This is a genomic window from Rhodococcus cercidiphylli (assembly GCF_033042225.1).
In the GTDB taxonomy this organism is placed as follows: Bacteria; Actinomycetota; Actinomycetes; order Mycobacteriales; family Mycobacteriaceae; genus Rhodococcoides.
Window position 1 is genome coordinate 657,506 of sequence record NZ_JAWLKE010000003.1, and the last position, 25,057, is coordinate 682,562.

26 protein-coding genes are annotated in these 25,057 nt (G+C 64.6%); 10 read left to right on the plus strand and 16 right to left on the minus strand.

Going from position 1 to position 25,057, the window contains the following annotated elements; translation table 11 throughout:
• Nucleotides 1-63 precede the first annotated feature (63 nt).
• The 5 genes from pdxH to R3P95_RS10290 all read left to right on the plus strand — a co-directional run bounded on the left by pdxH (nucleotide 64) and on the right by R3P95_RS10290 (nucleotide 5,187).
• The gene (gene pdxH, locus R3P95_RS10270) at nucleotides 64-681 is read left to right on the plus strand and encodes a pyridoxamine 5'-phosphate oxidase (RefSeq protein ID WP_317548305.1); all 618 of its coding nucleotides are present in this window, start codon (nucleotides 64-66) and stop codon (nucleotides 679-681) included.
• Nucleotides 678-1,970: an MFS transporter gene (locus tag R3P95_RS10275; RefSeq protein ID WP_149405048.1), complete on the plus strand. Its 1,293-nt coding sequence runs from the start codon at nucleotides 678-680 to the stop codon at nucleotides 1,968-1,970. Before pdxH ends, R3P95_RS10275 begins: the two co-directional genes overlap by 4 nt.
• On the plus strand, nucleotides 1,954-2,883 hold the full coding sequence (locus tag R3P95_RS10280; RefSeq protein WP_317548271.1) for an aldose 1-epimerase family protein: 930 nt from the start codon (nucleotides 1,954-1,956) through the stop codon (nucleotides 2,881-2,883). The genes R3P95_RS10275 and R3P95_RS10280 overlap by 17 nt, the downstream gene beginning before the upstream one ends.
• Complete coding sequence (locus R3P95_RS10285) at nucleotides 2,880-3,818, plus strand: carbohydrate kinase family protein (RefSeq protein WP_068047796.1); 939 nt, start codon at nucleotides 2,880-2,882, stop codon at nucleotides 3,816-3,818. Before R3P95_RS10280 ends, R3P95_RS10285 begins: the two co-directional genes overlap by 4 nt.
• Nucleotides 3,819-3,888: 70 nt before the next feature.
• Nucleotides 3,889-5,187, plus strand: coding sequence for a citrate synthase (locus R3P95_RS10290; protein WP_094633051.1), 1,299 nt, complete (start codon nucleotides 3,889-3,891; stop codon nucleotides 5,185-5,187).
• 57 nt (nucleotides 5,188-5,244) lie between these two features.
• Here the strand turns inward: R3P95_RS10290 and R3P95_RS10295 are convergent, their stop codons facing one another.
• The 5 genes from R3P95_RS10295 to R3P95_RS10315 all read right to left on the minus strand — a co-directional run bounded on the left by R3P95_RS10295 (nucleotide 5,245) and on the right by R3P95_RS10315 (nucleotide 10,221).
• Nucleotides 5,245-5,559, minus strand: a complete 315-nt coding sequence (locus R3P95_RS10295) for an EF-hand domain-containing protein (RefSeq protein WP_149405050.1) — start codon at nucleotides 5,557-5,559, stop codon at nucleotides 5,245-5,247.
• A 146-nt stretch (nucleotides 5,560-5,705) separates the two neighbouring features.
• The gene (locus R3P95_RS10300; RefSeq protein ID WP_317548272.1) at nucleotides 5,706-7,103 is read right to left on the minus strand and encodes a hypothetical protein; all 1,398 of its coding nucleotides are present in this window, start codon (nucleotides 7,101-7,103) and stop codon (nucleotides 5,706-5,708) included.
• A gap of 23 nt (nucleotides 7,104-7,126) precedes the next feature.
• Nucleotides 7,127-7,666, minus strand: coding sequence for a hypothetical protein (locus R3P95_RS10305; RefSeq protein WP_149405052.1), 540 nt, complete (start codon nucleotides 7,664-7,666; stop codon nucleotides 7,127-7,129).
• A gap of 137 nt (nucleotides 7,667-7,803) precedes the next feature.
• On the minus strand, nucleotides 7,804-9,285 hold the full coding sequence (locus R3P95_RS10310) for a flavin monoamine oxidase family protein (protein ID WP_317548273.1): 1,482 nt from the start codon (nucleotides 9,283-9,285) through the stop codon (nucleotides 7,804-7,806).
• A 150-nt stretch (nucleotides 9,286-9,435) separates the two neighbouring features.
• A complete protein-coding gene (locus R3P95_RS10315; RefSeq protein WP_317548306.1) occupies nucleotides 9,436-10,221 on the minus strand; it encodes a carbon-nitrogen hydrolase family protein in 786 nt (261 codons plus the stop codon).
• 58 nt (nucleotides 10,222-10,279) lie between these two features.
• On the opposite strand from R3P95_RS10315, the gene R3P95_RS10320 reads away from it, so the two are divergent.
• The gene (locus tag R3P95_RS10320; protein ID WP_068047784.1) at nucleotides 10,280-10,921 is read left to right on the plus strand and encodes a GntR family transcriptional regulator; all 642 of its coding nucleotides are present in this window, start codon (nucleotides 10,280-10,282) and stop codon (nucleotides 10,919-10,921) included.
• Here R3P95_RS10320 and R3P95_RS10325 read toward each other — a convergent pair.
• A complete protein-coding gene (locus tag R3P95_RS10325; protein WP_300522907.1) occupies nucleotides 10,893-12,242 on the minus strand; it encodes an MFS transporter in 1,350 nt (449 codons plus the stop codon). The two genes, R3P95_RS10320 and R3P95_RS10325, sit on opposite strands and share 29 nt — an antisense overlap.
• A 130-nt stretch (nucleotides 12,243-12,372) precedes the next feature.
• Here R3P95_RS10325 and R3P95_RS10330 point away from each other — a divergent pair, with 130 nt between their 5' ends.
• Both R3P95_RS10330 and R3P95_RS10335 read left to right on the plus strand, forming a co-directional pair.
• On the plus strand, nucleotides 12,373-13,047 hold the full coding sequence (locus tag R3P95_RS10330) for a DUF2848 domain-containing protein (protein WP_317548274.1): 675 nt from the start codon (nucleotides 12,373-12,375) through the stop codon (nucleotides 13,045-13,047).
• Nucleotides 13,048-13,132: 85 nt separating this feature from the next.
• Nucleotides 13,133-13,492: an FKBP-type peptidyl-prolyl cis-trans isomerase gene (locus R3P95_RS10335; protein WP_032377394.1), complete on the plus strand. Its 360-nt coding sequence runs from the start codon at nucleotides 13,133-13,135 to the stop codon at nucleotides 13,490-13,492.
• On the opposite strand, the gene R3P95_RS10340 is transcribed toward R3P95_RS10335, so the two are convergent.
• From R3P95_RS10340 to R3P95_RS10355, 4 genes are all read right to left on the minus strand, one after another.
• Complete coding sequence (locus R3P95_RS10340) at nucleotides 13,485-14,522, minus strand: isopenicillin N synthase family dioxygenase (protein WP_317548275.1); 1,038 nt, start codon at nucleotides 14,520-14,522, stop codon at nucleotides 13,485-13,487. The genes R3P95_RS10335 and R3P95_RS10340 overlap by 8 nt on opposite strands.
• 62 nt (nucleotides 14,523-14,584) lie before the next feature.
• Nucleotides 14,585-15,886, minus strand: coding sequence for a sensor histidine kinase (locus tag R3P95_RS10345; protein WP_188078534.1), 1,302 nt, complete (start codon nucleotides 15,884-15,886; stop codon nucleotides 14,585-14,587).
• The gene (locus R3P95_RS10350; protein ID WP_188078535.1) at nucleotides 15,883-16,611 is read right to left on the minus strand and encodes a response regulator transcription factor; all 729 of its coding nucleotides are present in this window, start codon (nucleotides 16,609-16,611) and stop codon (nucleotides 15,883-15,885) included. Before R3P95_RS10350 ends, R3P95_RS10345 begins: the two co-directional genes overlap by 4 nt.
• Nucleotides 16,612-16,621: 10 nt before the next feature.
• Nucleotides 16,622-16,828, minus strand: coding sequence for a hypothetical protein (locus R3P95_RS10355; RefSeq protein ID WP_068047758.1), 207 nt, complete (start codon nucleotides 16,826-16,828; stop codon nucleotides 16,622-16,624).
• A 141-nt stretch (nucleotides 16,829-16,969) separates the two neighbouring features.
• On the opposite strand from R3P95_RS10355, the gene R3P95_RS10360 reads away from it, so the two are divergent.
• Complete coding sequence (locus R3P95_RS10360) at nucleotides 16,970-18,298, plus strand: cryptochrome/photolyase family protein (protein ID WP_317548276.1); 1,329 nt, start codon at nucleotides 16,970-16,972, stop codon at nucleotides 18,296-18,298.
• 36 nt (nucleotides 18,299-18,334) lie between these two features.
• Here the strand turns inward: R3P95_RS10360 and R3P95_RS10365 are convergent, their stop codons facing one another.
• The 6 genes from R3P95_RS10365 to R3P95_RS10390 form a co-directional block, all read right to left on the minus strand.
• On the minus strand, nucleotides 18,335-19,237 hold the full coding sequence (locus R3P95_RS10365) for a DMT family transporter (protein WP_317548277.1): 903 nt from the start codon (nucleotides 19,235-19,237) through the stop codon (nucleotides 18,335-18,337).
• Nucleotides 19,238-19,310: 73 nt separating this feature from the next.
• On the minus strand, nucleotides 19,311-21,167 hold the full coding sequence (locus R3P95_RS10370) for a propionyl-CoA synthetase (protein ID WP_149405063.1): 1,857 nt from the start codon (nucleotides 21,165-21,167) through the stop codon (nucleotides 19,311-19,313).
• A 47-nt stretch (nucleotides 21,168-21,214) separates the two neighbouring features.
• Nucleotides 21,215-21,745: a hypothetical protein gene (locus R3P95_RS10375; protein ID WP_317548278.1), complete on the minus strand. Its 531-nt coding sequence runs from the start codon at nucleotides 21,743-21,745 to the stop codon at nucleotides 21,215-21,217.
• Nucleotides 21,742-22,989: a molybdopterin-dependent oxidoreductase gene (locus R3P95_RS10380; protein ID WP_317548279.1), complete on the minus strand. Its 1,248-nt coding sequence runs from the start codon at nucleotides 22,987-22,989 to the stop codon at nucleotides 21,742-21,744. The genes R3P95_RS10375 and R3P95_RS10380 overlap by 4 nt, the downstream gene beginning before the upstream one ends.
• Nucleotides 22,990-23,077: 88 nt before the next feature.
• Nucleotides 23,078-23,686 (minus strand): TetR/AcrR family transcriptional regulator, encoded by a 609-nt coding sequence (locus tag R3P95_RS10385; RefSeq protein ID WP_176460368.1) that lies wholly within the window; start codon nucleotides 23,684-23,686, stop codon nucleotides 23,078-23,080.
• Nucleotides 23,683-24,354: a class I SAM-dependent methyltransferase gene (locus R3P95_RS10390; RefSeq protein ID WP_317548280.1), complete on the minus strand. Its 672-nt coding sequence runs from the start codon at nucleotides 24,352-24,354 to the stop codon at nucleotides 23,683-23,685. The genes R3P95_RS10385 and R3P95_RS10390 overlap by 4 nt, the downstream gene beginning before the upstream one ends.
• A gap of 129 nt (nucleotides 24,355-24,483) precedes the next feature.
• On the opposite strand from R3P95_RS10390, the gene R3P95_RS10395 reads away from it, so the two are divergent.
• Nucleotides 24,484-24,915, plus strand: coding sequence for a type III PLP-dependent enzyme domain-containing protein (locus R3P95_RS10395; RefSeq protein WP_188078536.1), 432 nt, complete (start codon nucleotides 24,484-24,486; stop codon nucleotides 24,913-24,915).
• Nucleotides 24,916-25,057: the final 142 nt, after the last annotated feature.

Below are 25,057 nucleotides of genomic sequence, written 5' to 3' on the forward strand. Positions count from 1 at the left end.
GCCGGGATCTACGCGGGAGTAGCGTCTGGGCTTGTGTCTGCAGATGAACAGCGCCTGGCGAACATGCGGGTGGACTACGGAGAGCCCGAGGACCTCGACGTCGATGATCTGGCGGACGGGTGGTGTTCGCTGGCGCAGCAGTGGTTGTCCGACGCGATAGCCGCGAATCTGCCCGAGCCCAACGCCATCGTGTTGGGGACGGTCGACGAGGCGGGTAGACCCGCCACCCGCACCGTGTTGTGCAAGGACTTCGACGCGGACGGGGTGGTGTTCTACACCAACTACGACTCCGACAAGGGCCGTGCGCTCACCGCGACGCCGTATGCGTCGATCACGTTCCCGTGGATCGGAATTGCCCGCCAGCTCACCGTCCGAGGCCCGGTGGCGAGGGTCGACGCCGAGACGACCGAAACCTATTGGCGCACGCGGCCCCGCGGCTCCCAGCTGGGGGCATGGGCGTCCGAGCAGTCGCGGCCCATCGGCTCGCGGGAGGATCTGGCTGCGCGACTGGCCGAGGTCACCGTGACGTTCGACGGCATCGAGGTGCCGGTTCCGCCGAACTGGGGCGGTTTTCGCGTCGAACCGGAGACGGTCGAGTTCTGGCAGGGCCGAACGAGCCGCATGCACAACCGAATTCGCCTGAGAGTGGCAAGCGGTGTGATCGAGCGTCTGCAGCCGTGAGCGGATTGCGCGGCATTCTTGCCGATACGACTCCGCTGAGGACCCCCGCCTACAAGCGGCTGTGGTTGGCGAACATCGTCACCGTCATCGGGGCGCAGCTGTCCATCGTCGCTGTGCCGCAACAGGTTTTCCAGATCACGCTGAGTTCGGCCTATGTGGGTCTCACCGGTGTCTTCGCGCTGGTGCCGCTGATCGTGTTCGGTCTGTGGGGCGGAGCGCTGGCCGATGTGATGGACCGCCGCACGCTGTTGATGATCACCACCTGCGGTCTGATCGGTACCTCCGCCCTGTTCTGGTTGCAGGCGTTCCTCGACCTGAACAACGTGTGGATCATCTTGGTGCTGTTGGCCGTTCAGCAGGCCTTCTTCGCGGTGAATCAACCGACGCGTAGCGCGATCCTCCCGCGAATCCTGCCCGCCGAGCAGCTGCCCGCCGCGAATTCACTGAACATGACGGTGATGAACTTCGGCGCTATCGCCGGACCGCTCAGCGCAGGCATCCTCATCTACTACATCGGGCTCGAGACCCTCTACCTGATCGACACCATCGCACTGTTCGCCACACTGTGGGCAGTGATCCGGCTGCCGGGGATTCCACCGGCGAAGTCGGGTCAGCGCGCCGGATTGCGTTCGGTGTTCGACGGTTTCGCCTACCTCGCGACGCAGAAGGTGCTGCTGGCCTCGTTCGTCGTCGACATCATCGCGATGGTGTTCGGTATGCCCCGTGCGCTCTTCCCGCAGATCGCGCACGAGAGCTTCGGCGACCCGGCGTCCGGCGGTCCTGTGCTGGGCATGCTGTTCGCAGCGATGTCCGCGGGCGCGGTGGTGGGTGGAGTGTTCTCCGGCTGGCTGCCACGAGTGCGCAGGCAGGGCCTGGCGGTGCTGATCTGCATCGTCGTGTGGGGCGTGGCGATGATCGGCTTCGGTCTGGCCGTCGGCGCGGCCACCGACGGGGCCACCACCGTCGCCCTGTGGTTCGCATTGGCGTTCCTCGCTCTCGGCGGCGGAGCCGACATGATCTCGGCGGCCTTCCGCAGCACGATGCTGCAGCAGGTCGCCACCGACGAGATGCGTGGCCGGCTACAGGGTGTCTTCATCGTGGTGGTCGCCGGAGGTCCGCGCGTCGGCGACGTGCTGCACGGCGCCGCAGCGGCGTCGGTGGGGACGGCGGCCGCTGCGGCGGGCGGCGGCGTGCTGGTCGTCATCGGTGTCTCGATCGCCGCGTTGGCTCTTCCGGCATTCATCCGATACCGAGTGGGTGTGGTGGTAAAGAATGGCACTCATGGCTGACGCACAGACCTACTCGTTGACGAGCGGTAAGTATCGGGCAGACATCGCTGCCGTCGGAGCGGGCCTGCGGGTTCTCGAATACGACGGCGCACCGCTCACCGAGACCTGGGAGGCGGGTTCGAAGCCGCCGCTGTCGGCGGGACTGGTGTTGGCCCCGTGGCCCAATCGAACGGCCGACGGCACGTTCAAGTTCGAAGGCGTCGAGCATCGGATGGAGATCAGCGAGCCTTCGCGCAACAACGCCAGTCACGGTTTCGTCCGGCGGGCGGCGTGGACCCTGAACGAGCACAGCGACTCTCGCGTCGAGCAGAGCGTTGACGTCGGGACGCATCAGGGCTGGCCGTTCTCGCTGACGGTGACCGTGGCGCACGAGCTGTCGGCGGACGGTCTCACCGTCACCGCGTCGGCGAAGAACACCGGTGATTCACCCGCGCCGTACGGGATGGGTTTTCACACGTTCGTCAGGGTGGGAGACGTGCCGCTCGACCAGTGCACGCTCGAGCTCTCGGCCGGCACGCGGCTGCCGCTCGACTCGGTGCGCAATCTGCCCGTCGGCAATTCGGTGCCGACTGCCGATACCGAGTACGACTTCCGGCAGCCGCGGACGCTGCAGGGAGTGCAGCTCGACACCCCGTTCAGCGCGTCGCTACCCGAGGCCGACGGCCGAGCGAGCCATGTTCTTCGGGGCCCCGACGGCACCGCGACGGTGCTGTGGACCGACAGCAGCTTCGGTTGGGTGCAGGTGTTCACCGCCGATCCCGCCAACGATCAGGCCTATCCCGATCGAGGGCGGGCACTGGCGATCGAGCCGATGACCTGTCCACCCGATGCGTTGAATTCCGAGATCGATCTGATCGTGCTGGATCCGGGGCGAACCTGGTCGGGCACCTGGGGAATGAGGTACGAGAAGTGACCATTCTGGTGTGCGGCGAGGCGTTGGTCGACCTGGTTCCGGTGCACGAGGGCCCGCTGCTCTCGCCCAAACTCGGCGGCGGACCGTTCAATGTCGCCGTCGCGATCGGTCGACTGGGTTCGCCCGTCGCGTATCTCTCTAGGATCTCCCGCGACCCGTTCGGTGAGCAGATCCTGGCGAGCCTGCGCGATGCGGGAGTGGACACCACGTGGGTGCAGCGCGGCGACGAGCCGACGACGTTGGCGATGACCACGCTCGCCGAGGACGGCAGCGCCGAGTACTCGTTCTACGCCGACGGCACAGCCGACCGCCTCGTCGCCGATCCAGGCGATCTACCCGACGAGATCAGCGTGCTCTCGTTCGGCACACTGTCGCTGCTGTACGAGCCCGGCGCGTCGATGTACGCGGGCCTGCTGCACCGGGCCCGGGCGGCGGGCAAGCTCACGATGCTCGACCCGAACATTCGGCCCGCTGCCATCGACAGCACCAGCGGAGACATCACGGCCGACGGGTTTCGCGACCGCTTCCGTTCGTGGCTGCCCAGCATCGACATTCTCAAGGTGTCCGAGGACGACTCGTTCTGGTTGGGCCTCGGAACGCAGGGGACCACCGTCGACGACTGGCTCGCGGCAGGGGTCACCGCGGTGGTCATGACCCGCGGCGGCGACGGCATCTCGGTCTTCACCGCATCCGAGGAGATCACGGTCCCCGGTGTCGCGGTCGACGTCGTGGACACGATCGGCGCTGGTGACACCGTGCACGGAGCTCTGCTCAGCTTTTTGCAGAAGGAGACCATTATCACATCGAACGCGGTGAAAGAGATGAGCAAGGAAGATTGGCGAGAAGCGCTCGAGTTCGCCGCGAAAGCAGCGGCGATCACGGTTTCTCGACCCGGTGCCGACCCTCCCTGGGCGTCCGAGGCGTCGAGAGACTAGTTTCACTATCGACGTTAGAACTGTCCGCTTCAAGTACGTGTCCGTTACACGAGTTCGAGAGGGACCATTCGTGCCCGCTGAGAATGATGCCAAAGCCACCCTCACCTATCCCGGTGGCGAATACTCCATGTCGATTGCCGAGGCCTCCGAGGGCAACAACGGCATCGAGCTGGGGAAATTGCTGGCCACCACCGGCTACACGACGTTGGACGGCGGGTTCGTCAACACCGCGTCGACCAAGTCGGCCATCACCTACATCGACGGTGACGCAGGTATCCTGCGCTACCGCGGTTACCCGATCGAACAGCTCGCGGGCAAGTCTTCGTTCATCGAGGTCAGCTACCTGCTGATCTACGGTGAGCTGCCGTCCGAGGATCAGCTCGAGAAGTTCACCGACAAGATCCGTCGGCACACTCTGCTGCACGAGGACCTCAAGCGGTTCTTCGACGGCTTCCCGCGCAACGCGCACCCGATGCCGGTGCTGTCGAGCGCCGTCAACGCGCTGTCGGCGTACTACCAGGATTCGCTCGACCCGAACGACCCGGAGCAGGTCGAGCTCTCGACCATTCGCTTGCTGGCCAAGCTGCCGACCATCGCGGCGTACGCCTACAAGAAGTCCGTCGGTCAGCCGTTCCTGTACCCGGACAACTCCAAGAGCCTGGTCGAGAACTTCCTGCGCCTGACGTTCGGCTTCCCGGCCGAGCCGTACGAGGTCGATCCCGAGATCGTCAAGGCACTGGACATGCTTCTCATCCTGCATGCCGATCACGAGCAGAACTGCTCGACGTCGACGGTGCGTCTCGTCGGATCCTCGCAGGCCAACCTGTTCACCTCGATCTCCGGCGGCATCAACGCGCTGTGGGGCCCGCTGCACGGCGGAGCCAACCAGGCCGTCCTCGAGATGCTGGACAAGATCAAGGCCGAGGGCGGCGACGCAACGGACTTCCTGCGTCGCGTCAAGAACAAGGAAGACGGCGTCAAGCTCATGGGCTTCGGACACCGTGTGTACAAGAACTTCGACCCGCGCGCGACGCTGGTCAAGGAGACCGCGCACACGATCCTCGGCAAGCTCGGCAACGGCGACGAACTGCTCGAAATTGCGCTCAAGCTCGAGGAGACCGCGCTGACCGACGATTACTTCGTCGAGCGCAAGCTGTACCCCAACGTCGATTTCTACACCGGCTTGATCTACCGCGCGATGGGCTTCCCGCCGCGCATGTTCACGGTGCTGTTCGCGATGGGCCGTCTCCCGGGCTGGATCGCGCACTGGCGCGAGCAGAACGAGGACACGACCGGCAAGATCGGCCGTCCGCGCCAGATCTACACCGGCTACACCGAGCGCGACTACCAGGACGTCAGCTCCCGCTAGATCTCGCTGCACGACAACGCCGCCGGCTCCCTTGGGGAGCCGGCGGCGTTGTGTCGATCAGGGGCAAGGTACCCATATATCGCCGCTCGGGCACCAGCCGTGGTAGTTGCTGTTGTTGTTGTTGTTGTTGTTGGAAGGGTCCCTCCAGATCCCGCGCGCTTCCTCGATGCTCAACGCACCATCGCCGTTGTAGTCGAGTGCGGGTGCCAGTGAGGACGGCAGTAGGGGCGCATCGAGCACTTCCCTCACCGTTACCGAGCCGTCGTTGTTCGGATCGAATGCTGGTGCCGCTGCGCCCAGTGCTGGGCTGCCGAGTGCCGTCATAGCTGTCAGGGCCGCGACCGCCGATAGCCTCACCGTCAAAGTTCTCATTTGTCATTTCTCCTGATCGAGGGCAAGTCCAGCAAATTCTGGAACAGTGGAGTCGATAGAACGCATAGCGCAGCACGACCCGTTGTCAGTGCTCGAGAATGAGCTCGCACACTCACCGTGAGCCGTCCATGAGTTCGAGTTCGTGGTCAGGTCATCGCTACCTCCCGCAGCACCTGTCCTGCACCGTCGGTGAGGCGCAACGTATCGGTATCCGTCGGGCCGACCACGAGCTCGCCGTCGACGGGTAGGTCGATGGTGCTGACGAATGCGGACCGCGATCCCCGAGCATCCTCGGTGGCGGCGGTGTAATCACTCGTGGTGGGGGTGTCGGTCGTGAGCGTCATCGATCGCTCGGTAGGGCTGATCTCGGCGACGATCGACGCGCCCGCAGGCAGGCGAAGGGAGGTCGATCGAACCACCCAACCGTCGGACAGGATGGAGATGTCGATCGAGGCATCGCGCTCGTTGTCCGCGACGTCGGAGAGCGTCAGCCGCATCGGTGTATCGATGGAGGCCTCCAGCAACGCTGTGTTGTCGTTGTTGATGAACGCGGACCGTCGCACCCGGTCACTGTCGGACACCGACAAGCTCCATTCGACATCGGTCAGATCGACCGGATCGTTGGTGTTGTCGGTGACCAGCACCAGGTAGTCCTGGTCCTGCGCACCGACCTCCGTGCAGGAGGGGCACTGATGAACGCCGGTCATCTCGGCCAGCGGAAACAACTTCAGCTGATTGTCCGGGGTACCGGAGAACAGGTAGCTGTCGTCGGCGGGATCTGCCGAGGTGGTGTAGTACCACGTATCGGCGGCCGTATCGGTGACGATCATCTTCTCGACGCCGGGATAGTTGTTGTCGTAGATGACAATTCCGCGTGTGCTGTCGCCCAGATCGCGTATCGCGATCGGTGTCACGGCATGGCCGGACGTTCCGTCCTCGGTGTAGAACGCGAGCAGATAGTCCTGCCCTTCGGCCCACGCGGTAGTGAGTCGATCGATCACCTCGTCCACAGGTGCGGACATCTCGGAGTCGGCCGTCGGTTCGACCTCCTGGGTGTTGAAGTAGCGCGCGATCACGGCATCGGTCGCGGGGGAGGGACGTGCATCGAACAGTGTTGCTCCCGGGGCGACGAAGGACGAGGTGTCGATCGAGTTGCGGTAGGCCAACCCTGCGACCGCGGCCATTCCGAAGCAATGACCACCGTTCATTCCGTTCTCGAACACCTCCGAGGTCACCCGTCCCATCGGCGAGAGAACGCATCGGTCGCTCTCGGTTCCCGGAGTGCACACGACATCCCCGAACAGCGATTGCATCGAGGCCGGTGTGAGCCCTTGGCCATGCTCCGCTGTCGGCGGTCCCCAGTTGGGGAAGGAGAAGCCGTCCCGCCGGACGTCGAAGCCGGACGAGGCCATGAGCGTGCCCGAGCCTGGGTCCATCTCGGTGAACCCTTCCTGAGGTGAAGAACACGCCGTCAGCACGAATGCGACTGCGAAAGCCATTGTGGCCCAGCGGCGGCGGGGCGCAGTGGCGGAGCGGAGAACCATGATCGGATCCTCTTCTTCGGTTGTCAATGCTCGAGTACGACCTTGAGAACTGTGACGATCAAACCGACGACGATGGCAACCAGGCCTCCGAGGATTGCCCCACGCCATCGTCTCTTGCTCGCATGCCAGCCGCTGGCGGCTCCGAGGACGAGCAGGAACAGGAATGCGAGATCGGAAATTGTGTCGAGTGCGCCGTACGCCGACCACAGACCGCTCACACGTCCGAGCCCGATGATGATGAGCGGCACCACCGTCAGCAGTAGGAAATGCGCTGAGTGCCAGAGCAGATGACGTCTGTCGGCACCGTCGGGCATGCGGTGGTGGCTGTTCACGTACCCCAACCACGACGAGAACAGGTGCGCGACGGCGGTCGCGACCATCGGCCCGAGGACCATTCCTGTCGCGTCACCGAAATCGACGTCAGTATCGTCCGCCCCGACCACCATGACGGTCATGATGATCACGGTGCCGTAGATCAACGGCTCTGCGTCCAACGCCGCCCACGTCGGTCGGCCTCGCCTCCAGGCGTTGTGACCGGTATCGGGAAGCGTGCTTCCGGTCATGACTGCTCGCCGCAGGCGGCGTACTTCGGCGCGGCTCCATCGTGGCGCGCCGGAAGTGGTGGTCGATTCATCGTCGAAAGTCCTTGTTCGAGAGAAAGAGTGGGCATGTCATCGCGGATGGGGGCTCGTGGTCTCGTTCAGAGGACCTCGTGTTCGGCCGGTGCCATGGGGTCGATGTGGCGTGCGGCGCGGAGGCCCGCCTCGATCGCACCCTCGACCCAGCCCGACTTGAACGTGGTGAAGTCGCCGGCCCAGTGCAGCCGGTCCACAGGCTTTTTCATCTCGTCCAGCATCCAGCCGCCGTCCAGAGGCGTGTCGCCGAAGGCGGCCTTGATCCAGGGTTGATCGGGCCAGGAGAATTCGCCGATTTCCACGACGTCCTCGATCATTCCGGACATGTCGGCGTTGAAGGTGTTCACGAGATCTCGTGCGCGGGTTTCTTTCGGCTGCGCGAGATAGGCCGTTGCGTTGGCACCGGAAAGGTAGAAGAACGCGTTCCCGCGCCCGCCCGGCTCGTTGCCGGTGATGTCGATGAGTCGTTCCCACGGCCGGTCGGAAGCTGCCACGGGCCAACCTCGCACACCGGAATCGAGCCACGTCGGTTTCGAGGTCTGCAGATACACCTTGACGATGTCGCTCCACACCATGCCGTCGACCACCTGACGGGCTCGATCGGGCAACGCCGGTCGGATGTCGACGTCCTTCAGGACGGTGAAGGGGATCGTCGAAATGACCTCGTCCCCAGTCCATTCGCGACCGTCCGCTGTGGTCACCTTGACGTCCGAACCGCTCTGGTCGATGACCACCACCCGAGAGCCCATGTGGATGCGGTCCTGGGGGAGCCTTTCGGCGAGGGCGCGCGGTATCCGCTCGTTTCCACCCCGCACGCGGTACAAGTTGCGGTCGCCGAAATGGTAGGCGAAGTCGGGAAGCAAACCGAGAACGCTGACTTCCAGTGTGAAACCGCCGGCCTGGGCTGCGACGAGTTTGGCGAAATCGTCCGATGCACCGGCGTCGGCGAGCAATTCACGAACGGTGAATCCGTCGAACTTGTCGGCGGCGGCCGCATCGGGCCACTCCGGGTCGATGACGGTGGTGAAATCTGCGCCGAGCGGCACGAAGTAGCTCGTGAGCATGGAACTCAGTTCGACGGTACGTTCGGACTCCAGTAGGTCCCAGGGTCGACGATCGAGCTGAGTGTTGTTGCCGCGCAGGCCATCTATCAGATATTCGGGAGCGCCGTCGTTCATCGCGACGATGGGGAGCTTCAGGGTGCTCACGTAGCCGGTGACCAACGGCATGTTCAGCCGGAAATGCCCTCCACCGCCCTCGGTGAACTGGCCGTTCTCGAATTCGACGGAGATGAGGCGACCACCGATTCGGTCCTGAGCCTCGAGAACCGTCACCTCGTGACCGCGCCGGTGCAAGGCAAGTGCGGCAGTCAGACCCGACATGCCTGCACCGAGAACGAGTACGCGTTTGGGGGAAGACGATCGATCGGTACCGGTGTCGCTGTTCGCGGCGTCGTTGCTCGAGCATGCCGTCGCTGACGTCAACCCACCCAGCATCGCCGCGATCGACCCGAGTCGTAACGCATCCCGTCGGTTGACCTGCACCATCGTCGTCTCCTTCTGAAACGATGGAAGTGCCCCGTCACTTCTCCGATTCGACAAGCGACATCACACCACGTTTTCACGGCGGAGGTGACTCGAAACCGCGTTCTAGCGCCAGGTCTCACGAAAGGCCGAACCTGCACCGAGCAGGATCGGTCACACGAAGGTGACGCGATTTTTCAATACCGGCAGGTTTGCACGCACGGCGTCGACGAGTTCGGTGTGGATGTCGATCGTCAGCATGCCGGGCGTCGCGTCGAGTTGCCCGAGGATCTCGCCGGTGGGGGAGCAGACGATGCTGTGTCCCACGCCCAACGGTGCATTGCCCTCGGCGGCAGCGGGTTCGGCTTGGTCGCAGGCCGCGATGAACGTCGTCGAGTCCAGGGCACGTGCCCGCGCGAGCAGGGTCCACTGCTCCACTTTGCCGTCGCCCGATCCCCACGACGCCGGGACGACGACGACTTCCGCGCCGAGATCACCGAGTTTCTGGAACAGTGCCGGGAATCGAATGTCGTAACAGGTGGCGAAGCCGACCCGAACGCCGGCGATGTCCACCACGAGAGGCTCCGAACCCGGTGCGACTGTGTCGGATTCGGCGAATCCGAATGCGTCGAACAGGTGGATCTTGTCGTAGCTCGCGTCGATACCGGGTCCGGTGACGAGCAATGTGTTCGTGACCCTGTCGTCCGCGGCAGGGGTGAACATTCCGGCGACGACGGTGATGCCCGCGTCGGACGCTATGGTGCGCACCGCGTTCGCCCATTCACCGTCCAGGGGCTGCGCGAACTTTCGGATGGGTCCGCCGAAGCAGCGCATCGTCGCCTCCGGAAACACGACGAGATCCGATCCCGCATGCGCTGCGGCACGGGTGTGGGTGGCGATGAGTTCGAGGTTCTCGGCGGGCTGTTGGCCGCTGGTGATCTGGGCGAGGCTGATGCGGATGGACGAGCTCACGGTGTGACTCCTGGTTTCGTCGGAGGAAGACAGGTATACATATCGTATGCAGCCGCTGTCGGGGAGGGAGAAGGCGTACCAGTACGTGCGCGATCAGGTGTTGTCCTCACCGGCCGCCACCGGCACTTTTCTGAACGAGCAGGAACTCGCGACGCAGATCGGAGTATCCCGTACCCCGGTTCGTGAAGCGTTGCTGATGTTGCAGTCCGAGGGTCTGGTCGAGATGGTGCCCAAGCGGGGCGCGCACGTGCCGGCGATGTCCGGACGCCAGATCGCCGAACTGATGGATCTGCGCGGAGTTCTCGAGCGGCACGCGGCCACCCGTGCGCTGCGAGCCGGTGACGCGCCGATCACGCAGATGCGGCACGCGTTGACGCAGCAGGAACTGCTGATGAACTCCGACGACGCAGATGCACCCAAGCAGTTCATCGACTGGGACGGCACGTTCCATCAGAGTTTGATCGATTCGGCGGGAAGCGATCTGCTCTCGCGCACGTACGCCGGACTGCGGGCTCGCCAGCTTCGGGTCGGGTTGAGCGCGTTGTTCACCGCGGCGAACCGTCAGCACCGGGTGTGCGCCGAGCACCAGGCCATCATCGACGCACTCGGTGCGGGCGACGAGGACCTGGTGCACGCGAAGATCGACGCTCACCTCGAGGTCACACTTCAGACTCTGCTGCGCGCGTAGCCTTTTCGCGCTCCTGGCCCAGCAGCACGTAGTGCTCGTCCTCGGTGGGGTCGGGGTTGCGACCGAGTGCGAGACCGACGAGTGTCACGGCACCGACGATCACGATGTATCCCGCGATCGGCACCCAGCTGTCCGTTCTGTCCAGCAGGTAGACGAAGATCAGCGGTGCCATTGCGCCACCGAACACACCGGCGATCGTGTAGGCCAACGAGCTGCCGGTGGATCGCAGTCGCACGCTGAACTGTTCGGTGACGAACGCAGCCTGCGGCCCGTACATGAACGAGTGGAACGCCAGTCCCACAACGACACCCAGGATCAGCAGCGGCAGGGATCCGCCGCCGATGACGAGGAAGAAGATCGCGCTCCAGGCAACGCCGCCCACCGCTGCGATTCCGTAGACGAGGCGCCGATTGATGCGGTCGGACACCGCTCCGGCGAGCGGGATCAGACCGAGCTGGCACGCCGATCCGATCAGAATGGCGGTCAGCACCTCGCTGCGTTCGAAGCCCAACTTCTGCGTGCCGTAGGTGATGGAGAAGACGGTGAACAGCGCGTAGATGACGTCCGGTGCGACGCGGGACATGATGCCCGCCACCAGTGGCCGCAGTTCGGTCTTGAACACCTCGCTGATCGGGGCTTCCGATCGATCGCCGCTTTCCTGCAGCGCCTTGAACACCGGGGTGTCCTCGAGCTTCAAGCGGATCCACAGACCGAATCCGACGAGTACGGCCGAGAAGAGGAACGCCACTCGCCATCCCCAGGACTCGAACTGCTGGTCGGTCAGTGACAGAGTCAGTATCGCGAGTGCGCCGTTGGCGAGCAGGTTGCCTGCCGGTGGTCCGATCTGCGCGGCGGACGACCAGAAGCCGCGCTTGCGTGGATCGCCGTATTCGCTGGAGAGCAGAACCGCGCCGCCCCATTCTCCGCCGACGGCCACACCCTGACAGAACCTCATGGTGACGAGGATGATCGGCGCAGCGATGCCGATCGTGTCGTATCCGGGGATCAGGCCGATGGCGAACGTGGTGACGCCGATCAGCATCAGCGTGATGACGAGTAGTTGCTTGCGGCCGATGACATCGCCGAGGCGCCCGAAGACGAATCCACCGACCGGCCGGGCGACGTACCCGACGGCGTAGGTGGAGAAGGCCAGCAGTGTCCCGGTCAGCGGATCGCTGTCCGGAAAGAAGACCAGGGGGAACACCAGCGCTGCGGCGGCCGAGTAGACGGCGAAGTCGTACCACTCCAATGCCGTTCCGGTCAGGCTGGCCGCGAAGGCCTTGGCCAGGCCCTTTCTATCCACCGAAACAGGTTCGGTCATGACGACTCCTTCGTGTGCCTGGGATCACTCTATCCGTTGTACGTGCTCCATACTTGCTGTATACAAGACGTATGCGCAAGGCTTTCGGCGTATCGGAAACAGAAAATTTACGAGGAGAGGGTCCTTACTGATGCTCACGTTCACGCTGCCCGACGGCTCGACCGAATCGCTAGAGGTGACCGCCCTGCTCAATGCTGGATATGCCGGACGCAACCAGGACGAGGTGGCGTCGCACATCGCGGAGTTGGCCGAACTGGGTGTCCCCGCTCCGACGGTGACCCCGGCGCTGTACCCCATCTCGCCGTATCTGGCGCAGCAGACCGATTCCGTCGCCGTCCAACACGGTCGCACGTCGGGCGAGGCGGAGTGGGCTCTGGTGATCCTCGGTGACACGATCGACGACGTGCTGCTCACCGTGGCGTGCGATCACACCGACCGTGACCTGGAAGTTCACAGCGTCGCGTGGAGCAAGAACGCCGCTCCCGACGTGCTGGGCACCGGCGCGTGGCGGTTGTCCGAGGTGGTCGATCGACTCGACGAGATCACGTTGACCGCCTGGGCCGACGGCACGCTCATCCAGACCGGAACGCTCGGTGATCTTCTCGCGCCGCAGTACTGGCTCGATGTGCTCACCGAACGTGGCTTGTTTTCGCGTGGAACGGTTTTGATCTCGGGCACCATCTCGATGCACCACGGGGTGAATCAGTTCTCCGACGCCTGGAAGGTCGAGATGACCGACCCAGCCACCGGCAATACTCTGACCTGCGAATACAAGACGAATTTGATGCCAGCTCCGATCGGCTGAGCGTCACGACGTATGGTCGAAACGGTATATGCCCAGAGATAGACAGCCGGCGTCGGCGGGCCGGCATCAACCGCAGGAGACTTCAGTGACGAAGCCAGTGATCGAATTTCAGGCCGGACCGGCGCCCTTGGACCTGGTGACGGTCGACCTCGTCGAGGGTGACGGCGCAGAGGCAGTGGCCGGTGGCACCGTCGAGGTGCACTACGTCGGCGTCGAGTTCGATTCGGGAGAAGAGTTCGACTCCTCCTGGAACCGCGGCGAGTCCATCCAGTTCCCGCTGCGCGGACTGATCCAGGGCTGGCAGGACGGCATTCCCGGAATGAAGGTCGGCGGACGTCGTCAGCTCACCATTCCGCCGGAGCTCGCCTACGGTCCCGCCGGTGCAGGACACCGTCTTTCCGGCAAGACCCTCGTGTTCGTCATCGATCTGCTCGACGTCAAATAACTGCAGGGCCGCCGACGGCGTTGCGTACCCGCTCGGCTTCGCGGGTTGCCGCGGGATTGGCAGTTCCCTCTCGGGAACCCGCGAGCTTGGCGTGAATGTGCCCGGCTACCGTCACCGGTTCGTACCGGGCCACGTCACCGGGCTCGATGCACGACGGCAGTGGCGCGATCACCGCGTCGAGGTTGCCGTCGTGGAAGAACGCCGCAGATCGCCTGCGCTGGATCGTCCCATCGGTGATCGGTGGACGCACCCGATGCAGCGTCGACATCCAGCGATCGTTGGTCAGTCGGGCCGTCAGATCTCCCAGGTTCACCAACATGGCTCCGTCGGCGGGTTGCACGTCGTGCCACCGTCGGTCGGTTCCGAGAACCTGCAGGCCGGGCACTCGATCGGCCCACAGCACCGTCACCAATCCGTAGTCGGTGTGTTCGCTCATCCCGGTGAGCTCGGCGTCCTGCACATGCATGCCGGGTTCGAGCGCGTAGTTGTTCATCCGCAGGGTATCGAGCGATCGACCGGTGATGTCGGAGAACGTATTCGGTGACACGCCGAGTGCGTCGGCGAACACTGTGGTCAGCGTCCGGGCCACGCGTGCTGCCTCGGCGAAGTACTCGTCGACGGCGCGCTGGAACTCCGTGGAGTCGGGCCAGGTGTTCGGTTCTCCGGTGCCGACGTTGAAGGCCTCGAAGTAATCGTTCATGCCCGACGCCGATTCGACTCCCAGGCTCAGGCTCAGCGATTCGCTCTTCGGAGCGGTGTATCCCCGATTCACTTCGGGTGGGCAGATGTAGGTTCGCTTCTTCGCCAGGTCGAGTCCGAAGAACGAATCCATCGCCGACGCGAGTCCGGCCACGGTGTCCTCGGGAATGCCGTGCCCGAGAATCTGCATGAAACCGACTGTGCTGCAGGCGTAGTCGACGTCCGCCGCGACGCTGCGTCGGGCAGCCCCGTCGCCTGCCGCGGTGGCGTCACCCAGAACGTACGGCGAGATGTCGATGGTGGGGACGAAGAAATCCGACAACGTGTGCATGGGTACATGATCCACGGCTCGGATGGGCCCGCAGGTTTCTCCCGCGTAAAGACTGCCGAACTTCAGCTGTCCTGCAGCTCCAGCACCAATCGGGCACCGCCGAGCGGGCTGTCGGTGAAGTAGACACGCCCACCGTGTAATTCGGCCTGCTGCGCCACCAATGCCAGGCCGAGCCCGGAGCCGCCCTTGGCGGCTCGGGTGCCGCGCTCGAACCGGCCGAACACCGTCTCGCGTTCGTCGAGGGGAACGCCGGATCCGTTGTCGTCGATCAGGACACGTACCGTCTTGCCCTCGCGCTCGGCGGTGATGACGATCGACGTCGCGTTGCCGTGTCGAACGGCGTTGCCGATCACGTTGTCGACGGCCAGCCGAAGACCGGTCGGCAGTGCGCGCATCGTGATCTCGGAGTCGGCGGCGTACTCCACGCGTATGTCGAGTCCCGGATGCAGTCGTTGCGCATCCTGGGCTGCGACGTCGCAGACGTCGATGATGTCGGTCTCGACTCTGTCGCCCTCACTGGACAATTCGCCCGACGCGAGTCGTTCCAGGGCGGTCAGGGTCGTCTCCACTCGACCCTGCGTCCGCTCGAGATCTCCCAGAATCTCCTGCTGCTGCGACGGCTCGAGGTCGAGAGTTCTGAGCACCTCGATGTCGGTGCGCATCGCAGTCAGTGGGGTCCGCAGCTCGTGTGCGGAGACGGCCGCGAAGTCGCGTGCGGTGTCGAGCGCGGCATTGGTGCGGTCCTGTGCTTCGTTCAGTCTGGTCAACATGCCGCCGATGGCGACCGCGAGCGCATCGGCTTCGGTGACACCGGTGCGGGTTTCGGGCGCGGTCGGTGGTTGCGCGCTGACCTGCCGGGTCAACGTCACCAACGGTTTGACGGCTCTGCCACCGAAGAGCCAGCCCAGGCCGGTGGACACTGCGATCGCAGCGAGTCCCAGCAGAATCACTTGCCGCTGCTGTTCGTCGGTGACCTGTTGCGCTTCGATGGCAGGCACGCCGATGGAAATCGAGATGGACGACACCGCGGTCGAAACAGCGGTGTAGACCCGGAAGCGTTGCCCGTCGACGTCGACGGTCTGCGACCCGGTCTCGAGCGCGGGCAGCCGTGTCGGAGTGGACGCGACGACGATGTCGCCACTGCGAATGGTGACGGCGAACGCGCCGGAGAGCTGATCGAGGAACGCCTCCAGCGTCGTCGAGGTCGGGATCAGCACCTGAGATGCCGTCGTCAGCCGCTCGTCGAGCTGGTTGACGTTGTTGCGCGAAATAGCGACCGAGGTGACCACCGAGAGTGCGGCGACAACGAGGGTGGCACCGAGGGTCGTAGCGGCGGCCACGCGGGCGCGCAGAGAGAAGCTCATGCGGCGTCCCGGACGACGAAGCCGACTCCGCGAACCGTGTGGAGGATGCGCGGCGACCCGTCGGCCTCGAGTTTGCGTCGCAGATATCCGACGAACACGTCCACGACGTTGGTGTCGGCGACGAAGTCGTAGCCCCACACCAGCTCGAGCAGTCGTTCACGCGTGAGGACGACGCCCTTGTTGCGGGCCAGAATCGCGAGCAACTCGAACTCGCGCTTGGTCAGATCTATGTCGGCTCCACCTCGATGAACGCGGTAGCCCGGGATGTCCACCACCAGGGTTCCGATTGCGACAGCCGTGTTCGGTGTACCCGAATCTGCAACCGGCACAACCGGACCGGTGCCGCGACGACGCAGCATGGCGCGAATCCGTGCGACCAGCTCTGCCAGCACGAACGGTTTGGTGAGGTAGTCGTCGGCACCGGATTCGAGCCCGGCGATGCGATCGTCCACCGAGCTGCGGGCACTGAGCACACAGATCGGGATGTCGTTTCCCATGGCGCGCAACGCGGTCACCACGCTCGCGCCGTCGAGGACCGGCATGTTGATGTCGAGCACGATGGCGTCGGGCATCGATCGCGACACCACGCCGAGCGCCTCCGCGCCGTCGGATGCGGTGATGACTGTGAACCCGGACAGGCGCAGTCCGCGTTGCAGCGACGACAGCACGTCGACATCGTCGTCGACGACGAGGACGGTGGCGGGGGCACTCGACGATTCGGTCACCGTTCCAATGCTATGCAACCCAGCTGTCGACGGTGCTTCGGCGTTCTGCAGGCGTCTTGGCGAAGAACTCCTCCAGAGCACTGCGGCGGCCGGTGTCGGCATCGAGTGACCAGGCGAGTGCAGGTGCCTTGGCGTAGAGCTGCTCGTAGTACTTCTCGAAGGTGCAGGTGCTGTCCACCAGGGAAAGAGCGCCGGGGAAGGGGCGTGTGTTCGTCATGGTGTTCTCCTTTTCTCTTCTGTGTTTCCCAAGGTAGAGCCACATGTTGCGGCCATGGTGAGCCATCGTTGGCGGTTCTCTGAGAGTTCGGCCGAGAGCGGGCTGTGATTGCCGACCGCGTCGGTGGGTAAGACTGGAACCATGTCGCTCGTATGGTTTCGCCGTGATCTCCGTCTGGGGGATCTGCCCACACTCACCGCCGCTGCCGAGTCCGGAGATCCGGTGCTCGGGCTGTTCGTACTGGACGACCGTCTACTGAAGCCCTCGGGCGGGCCGCGCAAGGATTTCCTGTTCCGTTCGCTCGAAGCATTGAACGAGCAGCTCGACGGCCGGTTGATGGTGGTGCACGGCGACCCCGAGACCGTGGTCCCCAAGGTTGCGAAGGCGATCGGCACCGAGGACGTACACATCAGCGCCGATTACGGCCCGTACGGACGCGACCGCGACAAGCGCGTCGGCGAGAAGGTGACTCTGGTCGAGACCGGGTCCCCGTACGCGATCGCACCCGGGCGGATCGCCAAGAGTGACGGCGAACCGTACAAGGTGTTCACGCCGTACTCCCGGCAATGGCTGGAGCACGGGTGGCGCGGACCGGCCGACACGTCCGCGAAGACCGTGGAATGGATCGACCCGGACGATGTGAAAGGCGTTCGGCGGGCGAAGATTCCCACCGAGAAAGAGGCGTCCGACGCGGCAGCCGGTGAGAAGGCTGCGTCGAAGCAGTGGAAGGAATTCCTCGAGGAGGTCTCGGCGTACGACGACGAGCGCAATCGTCCCGACCTCGACTCGACGAGCCGGATGTCGGTGCATCTCAAGTACGGAACCATTCATCCACGAACGATGCTGGCCGACCTCGGGAAGCTGCGCAGCGAAGGGGCAGCGTCGTATCGCAGGCAGATTTGTTGGCGAGACTTCTACGCCGACATCCTGTTCCAGCGCCCCGACAGCGCCCGAGAGAACTACGTCAAGAAGTTCGACAAGATCGAGATCGACTCGGGCAAGCACGCCGACGAGTTGTTCGAGGCCTGGTGCAAGGGCGAGACCGGCTTCCCGATCGTCGATGCCGGTATGCGGCAGTTGAACTCGGAGAAGTGGATGCACAACCGGGTCCGCATGATCGTCGCATCGTTCCTCGTCAAGGATCTGCACCTGCCGTGGTGGCGAGGTGCGCGCTACTTCATGCAGCATCTCGTGGACGGCGATCTGGCCAACAACCAGCACGGCTGGCAGTGGACTGCAGGAACGGGCACCGACGCCTCGCCGTACTTCCGCGTGTTCAACCCAATAACACAGGGCGAGAAATTCGACCCCACCGGCGATTACGTGCGGCGCTGGGTGCCGGAGCTGCGAGGCGAAGAAGGAAAAGCCGTGCACACGTTGAAGTTCGGGCGACCCAAGGACTACGTGGAGCCCATCGTCGACCACAAACACGAGCGGGAAGTGGCGATCGCGCGCTTCAAGGCGCTGTGAGAGCTCAGCGCTCGAGCGGAGCCTGCGGAGTGACCCCTATCTTCTGCGGGACAATCCGACTCCCACGAGACAGATCACTCCGCCCACCACAGCGAGGTAATGCGGAACCTCGCCCAGTAGCAACCAGGCCAGTGTGATGGTGATCGGCGGAACGGCATAGGTGGTGATGCCGAGCTTGCCTGCGTTCATTCGCGTCAACGCGTAGGCCCAGGTGCTGAACGCCAGGGCTGTCGGTACCAGGCCGAGGTAGATCAATCCGCCTGTGGCACCGGCAGAAGCGGACCCGAGGTCGTCGAGCAGCGCCGGTGCGAACGGCAGCGTGCACACTGCGCCGATGGTGCAGGCCATCCACGTGACCTGAAGTCCGGGGATCGTGCGCAGCACCGGTTTCTGGCTGAGCACTCCGATGGCGTAGGTCACCGCGGACACCAGACACAGTGCGATGCCCAGGAAGTCAGCGTCTGTCTTGGTCGTGGACGTGGTGGTGACGGCAGTGACGACACCGACCATCACTGCCCCGGCGAACGCGATGCCCGCTCCGATCACCAACCACTTCGGAAAGCCCTCGCCCAGAAGCAGACCCGCGAACAGGGCGACCAGAATCGGACCGATCTGAATGATCATCGACGTCGTGCCGGCGTCGACGCGTTGCTCGGCGGCATTGAGGGCGATGTTGTAGATACCGAACCAGAAGACGCCGATGCTGATGATCTGCAGCCACTGTGTGCGGTTCGGCTTGACCCACTGCCTTCTGACCAGAACGCTCGCACCGAGCGCGACGGATCCGATCAGCAACCGGCCCAATGCGAGCGGACCGGCTCCGAAGGATTCGCCGACGCCGCGAATCGCCACGAAGGCCGAGGCCCACGAGATCACCGTGACGGTGACGGCTCCGAGCGCAAGCCAATCCACCGCGGGACGGGTGTCGAGATCTGTCATGTCGACGACGCTATCGCGCGGGAGCTTTCTGTGGCGCGCGGGTTTCGGCCATGGTTGCTCGTATTACCGCCGCCTATCTGCCGAGCAGCTTCTCCAGTGCGTCGAGGACTGCCGGATCCTCGATGGTCGACGGCACGCCGTATTCCTCACCGGCGACGATCTGCCGCATCGTTTTCCGCAGGATCTTGCCCGAGCGGGTCTTGGGCAGGGCTCCGACGATCGTCACGTCGCGGAACGTGGCGAGGGCACCGATCTGATCGCGGACCATGGCCACCAGTTCGGTGCGCAGTTGTTCCTCGGTGATCTGCTCGCCGGCCTTGAGTACCACGTACCCGCTGGGGCGTTGGCCTTTGAGGTCGTCGTGGATGCCGATCACCGCGCATTCGGCCACGGCGGGGTGACCGGCGAGCACGGCTTCCATCGACCCGGTCGACAGACGGTGGCCGGCGACGTTGATGACGTCGTCGCTACGGCCGAGGACGTAGACGTAGCCGTCGGCGTCGATGTAGCCCGAATCGCCGGTGAGGTAGTACCCGGGGAACGTATCCAGATACGAACGCTGGAAACGTGATTCGTCGTTCCACAGCCCCACCAACGCGCCCGGTGGCAGCGGCAGCTTCACGACGATGTTGCCCTCGGTGCCTGCGTCCACCGGATTGCCCGAGGCGTCGAGGATACCGACCTGGAACCCCGGCACCGGCACCGTCGGCGAGCCCGACTTGATCGGAAGTGGTTCCAGACCACGAAGATTGGCGCAGATGGCCCACCCGGTTTCGGTCTGCCACCAGTGGTCGACCACGGGCCGGTCCAGGGTTCGCGAAATCCATTCGTACGTATCGGGATCGAGACGCTCACCTGCGACGAACAGAGTCTCGAGCGACGAGACGGCGTACTTCTCCAGCTCGGCCGCATGGGGATCGACCTTGCGGATGGCGCGCAGTGCAGTCGGCGCAGTGAACAGGGCACGGACACCGTGATCGGAGATCACCCGCCAGAACGCGCCGGCATCGGGAGTCCCGACGGGTTTGCCCTCGTACAGAACCGTTGTGGCACCGGCGAACAGCGGCGCATAGACGATGTACGAGTGCCCGACCACCCAGCCGACGTCGGACGCGGTCCACATCACCTGACCGGCACCCACGTCGTAGATGTTGCGCATCGACCATGTCAGCGCGACGGCATGACCGCCGTTGTCGCGCACCACACCTTTGGGCTTACCGGTCGTACCCGAGGTGTAGAGGATGTAGAGCGGATCGGTTGCCAGCACCGAAACCGGTTGTGCGGCGGTGGCGTCGGCGATGAGGGAGTCCCAGTCCAGCCAGTCGTGACTGCCGGGGATTCCCTCGCGGGTCTTGACGATCACCGCGGGGACTTTCGCGGTCGTCAGCGTCAGGGCGCGCTGCACCAGCGGCAGATATTCGATGACGCGACCCGGCTCGAACCCACCGCTGGCGGTGATCAGCAGGACCGGCTCGGCGTCGTCGATTCGCGCGGCCAGCTCCTTGGCTGCGAAGCCGCCGAACACCACCGAATGCACCGCGCCGAGTCGAGCGCACGCGAGCATCGCGACGACGGCCTCGGGGATCATCGGGAGGTAGATCACCACGCGGTCGCCCGGTCCGACGCCCTGCTCACGCAGCACACCGGCGAATCGAGCGACGTGGTCGAGAAGTTCGGCGTAGGTGTAGCTGCGGGTGAGTCCGAGCATCGCCGAGTCGTAGATCAACGCGGTCCGGTCGCCGTGTCCTGCGTCGACGTGCCGATCGAGCGCGTTGTAGCACGTGTTCAGGCGGGCCCCGGGAAACCAGTGAGTGCCGTCGAACGCGCTGGTGGGAGGGGTGTCCCAGTCGACTCCCGCCGCGGCGTCGAGCCAGAATTGCTCGCGGTTGTCGATACTGTCGTCGAAGGCCTGCCGATACTCGCCACTCATGTTGTGGAGCGTAGTTCGGGGCTGCGTGGTGCGGGCCGGGTTGCTCACTACCGGCGACGACCGGCGGAATCCCGTCGACCGGCGGTCGTTGCGTGCAACCGTGCCCGGTGCACGTCAAGATCGCGTCGACGCCTCTGCCTGAGTATTTCGCGGCCGCCGTAGAACGCGGCGCTGGCCGCGAACATCCCCGCTACCAACAGCAGCCATCGCATCAAGTACGGCTCCTGCGTCAGACCCGTCGCGGCCTCGTACGTTTCGCTCCCGTGGGCGAAGATCCCCGGTGCGAACAGCAGCAGGCTCAAACCCGCCCCGAGCGCGGGGATGCGGACCGCGTTGACGAACCTGCCCAGACGAGCGACCAGCGTCCGGTCCAGCACGGCGTACAGCGGAAACAGGATCGCATCGTGCACCACCGCTGCCCCGACGAACCAGAGTCCGATGGACTGCCACCACGTATCGGTGTTCCACAGTGCAGGGAAGCCGATCGTCAGGACGACCGCGCCGGCCAGGGCGAGGCAGCCGGCCGTGACCGCGAGATGCATCGGTCCTGCGCCGTACCTGGCTCGAAACGTTGTCATGCTCGCTCCTCGAAGAATTCGACGGATTCGATCCACTTGGTGGCGTGCACTCCGGGTATCGCCGGCATCATGATGCGAGCGGGATAGCCGTGATCGAGGGAGAGGTCGGCCCCGTTCACTTTCAGTGCGAGAAGTGAATCCGGATGCATCATCTGGTGTCCTCCGAAGGTGACGCGGTTGAACGACCCGACGGGTTCGAGCGACCGCACCTCACCGGTATCGACGGCATCGACACCCACGAGTGCCGCCAGATCTCGCAGCGGAACTCCGGTCCACGTCTGCACCGTCGACCAGCCCTCGACGCAGGAAATCGGGAGTTCGACGGTGTGCAGGTCCATCTGCTCGAGTTGAGCTCGGGTGAGTACTACCTCGGTACCGCCGGCCAGTACGGTCAGCCGCCACGCATCGCCGGTCTGCGCATCGGTGACGCCTGCGGACTGCGCGGTGCGGTTGATCTGGAAGTCGTTGGGGCCGTCGCCGTACGAGCGTCCGCGAGGCAGCAGGATCGCCGCCGAGCGCAGTGGTCCGCCCGTCGTCTGCCCAACGCTGAGGACCGCGACGAACAGTGCGCTACCGCCCACGAGTGTGAGAGCTCCGCGTCTGCTGATCGTCGCCGGAGCGGGATCGGTTGCAGCAAGCCCTGATTCGTCGTCGGCATCGGGCACCGTGTCGGCGACTCGAATGCGCATCAATTCCAGGAACGGCCGCGTTCTCAACGCGGTCACCATGGTCGGCAGCTTGAGCGCCACGTGGGCGACGAAGCCGGCGACGAACACCCAGGCGCCCCAGTAGTGGGCGGTGTAGAAGCTGAAGCCGAAGATGTAGTCGTACTGAATGTTCAGCACACCGGTGATGATCTCGAAGAGGATGCCACCGACCAACGCCAGCAACGAGATTCGCTCGAGAAGGTGCGCGACACTGCGAACCGGGGGCATCTCGATCAGTTTCGGGATCACCGACCACAGCTTGGCCAGCACGATCGGCACCATGACCAGTCCCAGTCCCACATGCAGGCCCTGGGTCATCCGATAGAGCCAGGCGGGCTCGGTCGGCCAGTCGAACGACGGAATTCGTAGCCACCCGACGTCGCCTGGCATGGCCTGGCCGAACTGCGGGCCGTATGCGGCCCAGGAGATGAAGCCGGTGATCGTCACGATCGGCAGGGCGACGAGCAGGACGGACGCCAGGACCGACGTGAACCAGACGCCGCGGATCGGGCTACGGAACGTGGGAAGTCGCTGCATTCTGGTTCCCGTCTCCAATTTTGTACCCATTAGTACAAACTGTGAGGTCGAGGTTAGCGCACTTCGAGCCCGTTCGCCAGGGTCGGTGTCAGTGTCGAGTCCGACGGCGACGGACCGCGGCTACGGCCGCGTCCAGAGTGTCGCGCAGTGGGTGGACATCGCCCGCGATGCGGGCGATCAACATTCCGCCCTGAAGCGACGCGATCAGCGTGGCGGCAGCAGCGGCCGGATCGGTCGACACATCGAGTTCCCCTCGGTCGATCATGCGGCGAAGCCCCTGTTCCAGCGGTTGTTCCCAGCGTCGGAACGCGGCATGGAGGCTGGGGACGAACGCCGCGTCGTTCTTGAGTTCTGCAGCGAGCGAACCGAGGGGGCACGAGAACGGGCCCCCTGGTTGTTCGTGATTGCGGACGATCTCGGCGGCCCATGCGTCGATGTCCTCGAGGCTGTCGATGTGGGCCAGGCGCGGCTGGGCGGCGAGGACGCGTTCGAGCTGACGTGCAATCACGGCTTCGACCAGGTCCGACTTGTCGGAAAAATAGTGGTAGAGCTGTGATTTTCCGGTTTCGGACGCGGCGAGTACGTCGTCGAGAGTCGTTCCGGCGACGCCGTGGGTGTACATCATCGACGCGGCCGCATCGACGATCGCCGCTCTGGTTCGTCTGCCCTTGGCTGTTCTCGGCAGTTCCTTGCTCACGGGTCTCCGACTCCTCGGTCGATGCTGTGAACAGCGAGTTCGGTGAATACTCGTCCGTTCGATTCGACAGTCCGGCGGGCGCGCAGGCCCGCTGTGACCGCCAGCGCGTACAGCGCGCTCGCGCCCACGCTGGCCCAAGTGAACCATTCGCCTACACAGTCGTCGGTTTCCCATCGGACCGTTCGGTTCCGATCGTCGACACCCGACGCCGAATCCACTTCGACGACGGCCGTGCCGGTCTCGTGCAGCAGCGAGCGAACCGTCCGCAGAAGAGCGGCCGGGTCACCGCCGATGCCGATGTTGCCGTCCGCGAGCAGCACGTGTGACCACTGGCCCGCGCCCGGTATCGCGCAGAAGATGTCCTGCTGCAACGCGAGACCGCCGCGATGGTTCGTCATCTCCACAGCGACCGAGGACGTATCGACTCCCAGAGCGGGAACGCCGGCGCGGGTGAGAGCTTCGGTCAAACGCCCTGGTCCACAGCCGAGATCGAGGGTGGGGCCGGTGCAGAAAGCGATCGAGGCTTCGTCCGCCCTGATGTCTTCGATCGTCGAATGGGTTCCGCCCATCCAGCGCGCGATCGGAAGTTCGGTGCGGCGGCCGTCGTGATCGGTGATCCACGAGGGCAGGCCGGCTCGGCCGCGGCGGTAGACGTCGTCTGCAATCACCCGACTGAATGTACCAGTGGGTACAGTAGAGGGCATCGCGAGCCGAAGTCGTCAAATTTCCCGCCGGTGCCGTCAAGATTGCGTCAACACCTCTGTTCGACGCCACCGCGCGGAGCAAGACTGCTTCTCATGACACTTCTCGACATGCTTCCGTCCCTCGGTGCCGCCTATGTTGCGCGGTGCGATCCAGCGCTCTGGCCTGCCGACACGCACTGTGTGTGCGGCCGCATCACCGTCGACGGCGTTGCGTTGGAGGACCTGGCCGATGCGCAGGGCACTCCGGTGCAGTGGGGCTCGATTCTGGTGACTCGGGTGCGTTCGGTGATCGCCGGGGAGGTGGGCGTCGACGCCGAGTTCGGGGATCTGCGCCAGGCCGTGGTGGTCAATCGGCATTCGGTGGGCGCGGTGGTCAAGGTCGACGTGCACGGCCCGGGTCGACGCTGCGTCAGTCCGGTGGAGTTGCCCGCCGACCTGCGTGCCGGCGACGTACTGGCGCTCGTGACCTCGCAGGTGCACGGCGGAGCCTGCGGTCGTTCCGCAGGCTCCACTCCGGTCTCGTAGCAGGGGTCGAAGTGGGGAGTGGAGCCTGCGGAACGACCCGAAGGCACCTCGCGCACATGCGGCGGAGCCGCTCTCATATGGAGGTCGGCCTGTCAACGACGGCATGGTGAAGCGGTGGCACGCACCGTCGTGTGTGCCACCG

Coding starts and splice junctions, on each gene's coding strand:
- pdxH (WP_317548305.1), top strand. CDS start 64: ATGCGGGTGGACTACGGAGAGCCCGAGGACCTCGACGTCGATGATCTG.
- R3P95_RS10280 (WP_317548271.1), top strand. CDS start 1,954: ATGGCACTCATGGCTGACGCACAGACCTACTCGTTGACGAGCGGTAAG.
- R3P95_RS10295 (WP_149405050.1), bottom strand. CDS start 5,559: ATGAGAACTTTGACGGTGAGGCTATCGGCGGTCGCGGCCCTGACAGCT.
- R3P95_RS10300 (WP_317548272.1), bottom strand. CDS start 7,103: ATGGTTCTCCGCTCCGCCACTGCGCCCCGCCGCCGCTGGGCCACAATG.
- R3P95_RS10305 (WP_149405052.1), bottom strand. CDS start 7,666: ATGACCGGAAGCACGCTTCCCGATACCGGTCACAACGCCTGGAGGCGA.
- R3P95_RS10310 (WP_317548273.1), bottom strand. CDS start 9,285: ATGGTGCAGGTCAACCGACGGGATGCGTTACGACTCGGGTCGATCGCG.
- R3P95_RS10320 (WP_068047784.1), top strand. CDS start 10,280: ATGCAGCCGCTGTCGGGGAGGGAGAAGGCGTACCAGTACGTGCGCGAT.
- R3P95_RS10325 (WP_300522907.1), bottom strand. CDS start 12,242: ATGACCGAACCTGTTTCGGTGGATAGAAAGGGCCTGGCCAAGGCCTTC.
- R3P95_RS10330 (WP_317548274.1), top strand. CDS start 12,373: ATGCTCACGTTCACGCTGCCCGACGGCTCGACCGAATCGCTAGAGGTG.
- R3P95_RS10340 (WP_317548275.1), bottom strand. CDS start 14,522: ATGCACACGTTGTCGGATTTCTTCGTCCCCACCATCGACATCTCGCCG.
- R3P95_RS10345 (WP_188078534.1), bottom strand. CDS start 15,886: ATGAGCTTCTCTCTGCGCGCCCGCGTGGCCGCCGCTACGACCCTCGGT.
- R3P95_RS10355 (WP_068047758.1), bottom strand. CDS start 16,828: ATGACGAACACACGCCCCTTCCCCGGCGCTCTTTCCCTGGTGGACAGC.
- R3P95_RS10360 (WP_317548276.1), top strand. CDS start 16,970: ATGTCGCTCGTATGGTTTCGCCGTGATCTCCGTCTGGGGGATCTGCCC.
- R3P95_RS10365 (WP_317548277.1), bottom strand. CDS start 19,237: ATGACAGATCTCGACACCCGTCCCGCGGTGGATTGGCTTGCGCTCGGA.
- R3P95_RS10370 (WP_149405063.1), bottom strand. CDS start 21,167: ATGAGTGGCGAGTATCGGCAGGCCTTCGACGACAGTATCGACAACCGC.
- R3P95_RS10375 (WP_317548278.1), bottom strand. CDS start 21,745: ATGACAACGTTTCGAGCCAGGTACGGCGCAGGACCGATGCATCTCGCG.
- R3P95_RS10380 (WP_317548279.1), bottom strand. CDS start 22,989: ATGCAGCGACTTCCCACGTTCCGTAGCCCGATCCGCGGCGTCTGGTTC.
- R3P95_RS10395 (WP_188078536.1), top strand. CDS start 24,484: ATGACACTTCTCGACATGCTTCCGTCCCTCGGTGCCGCCTATGTTGCG.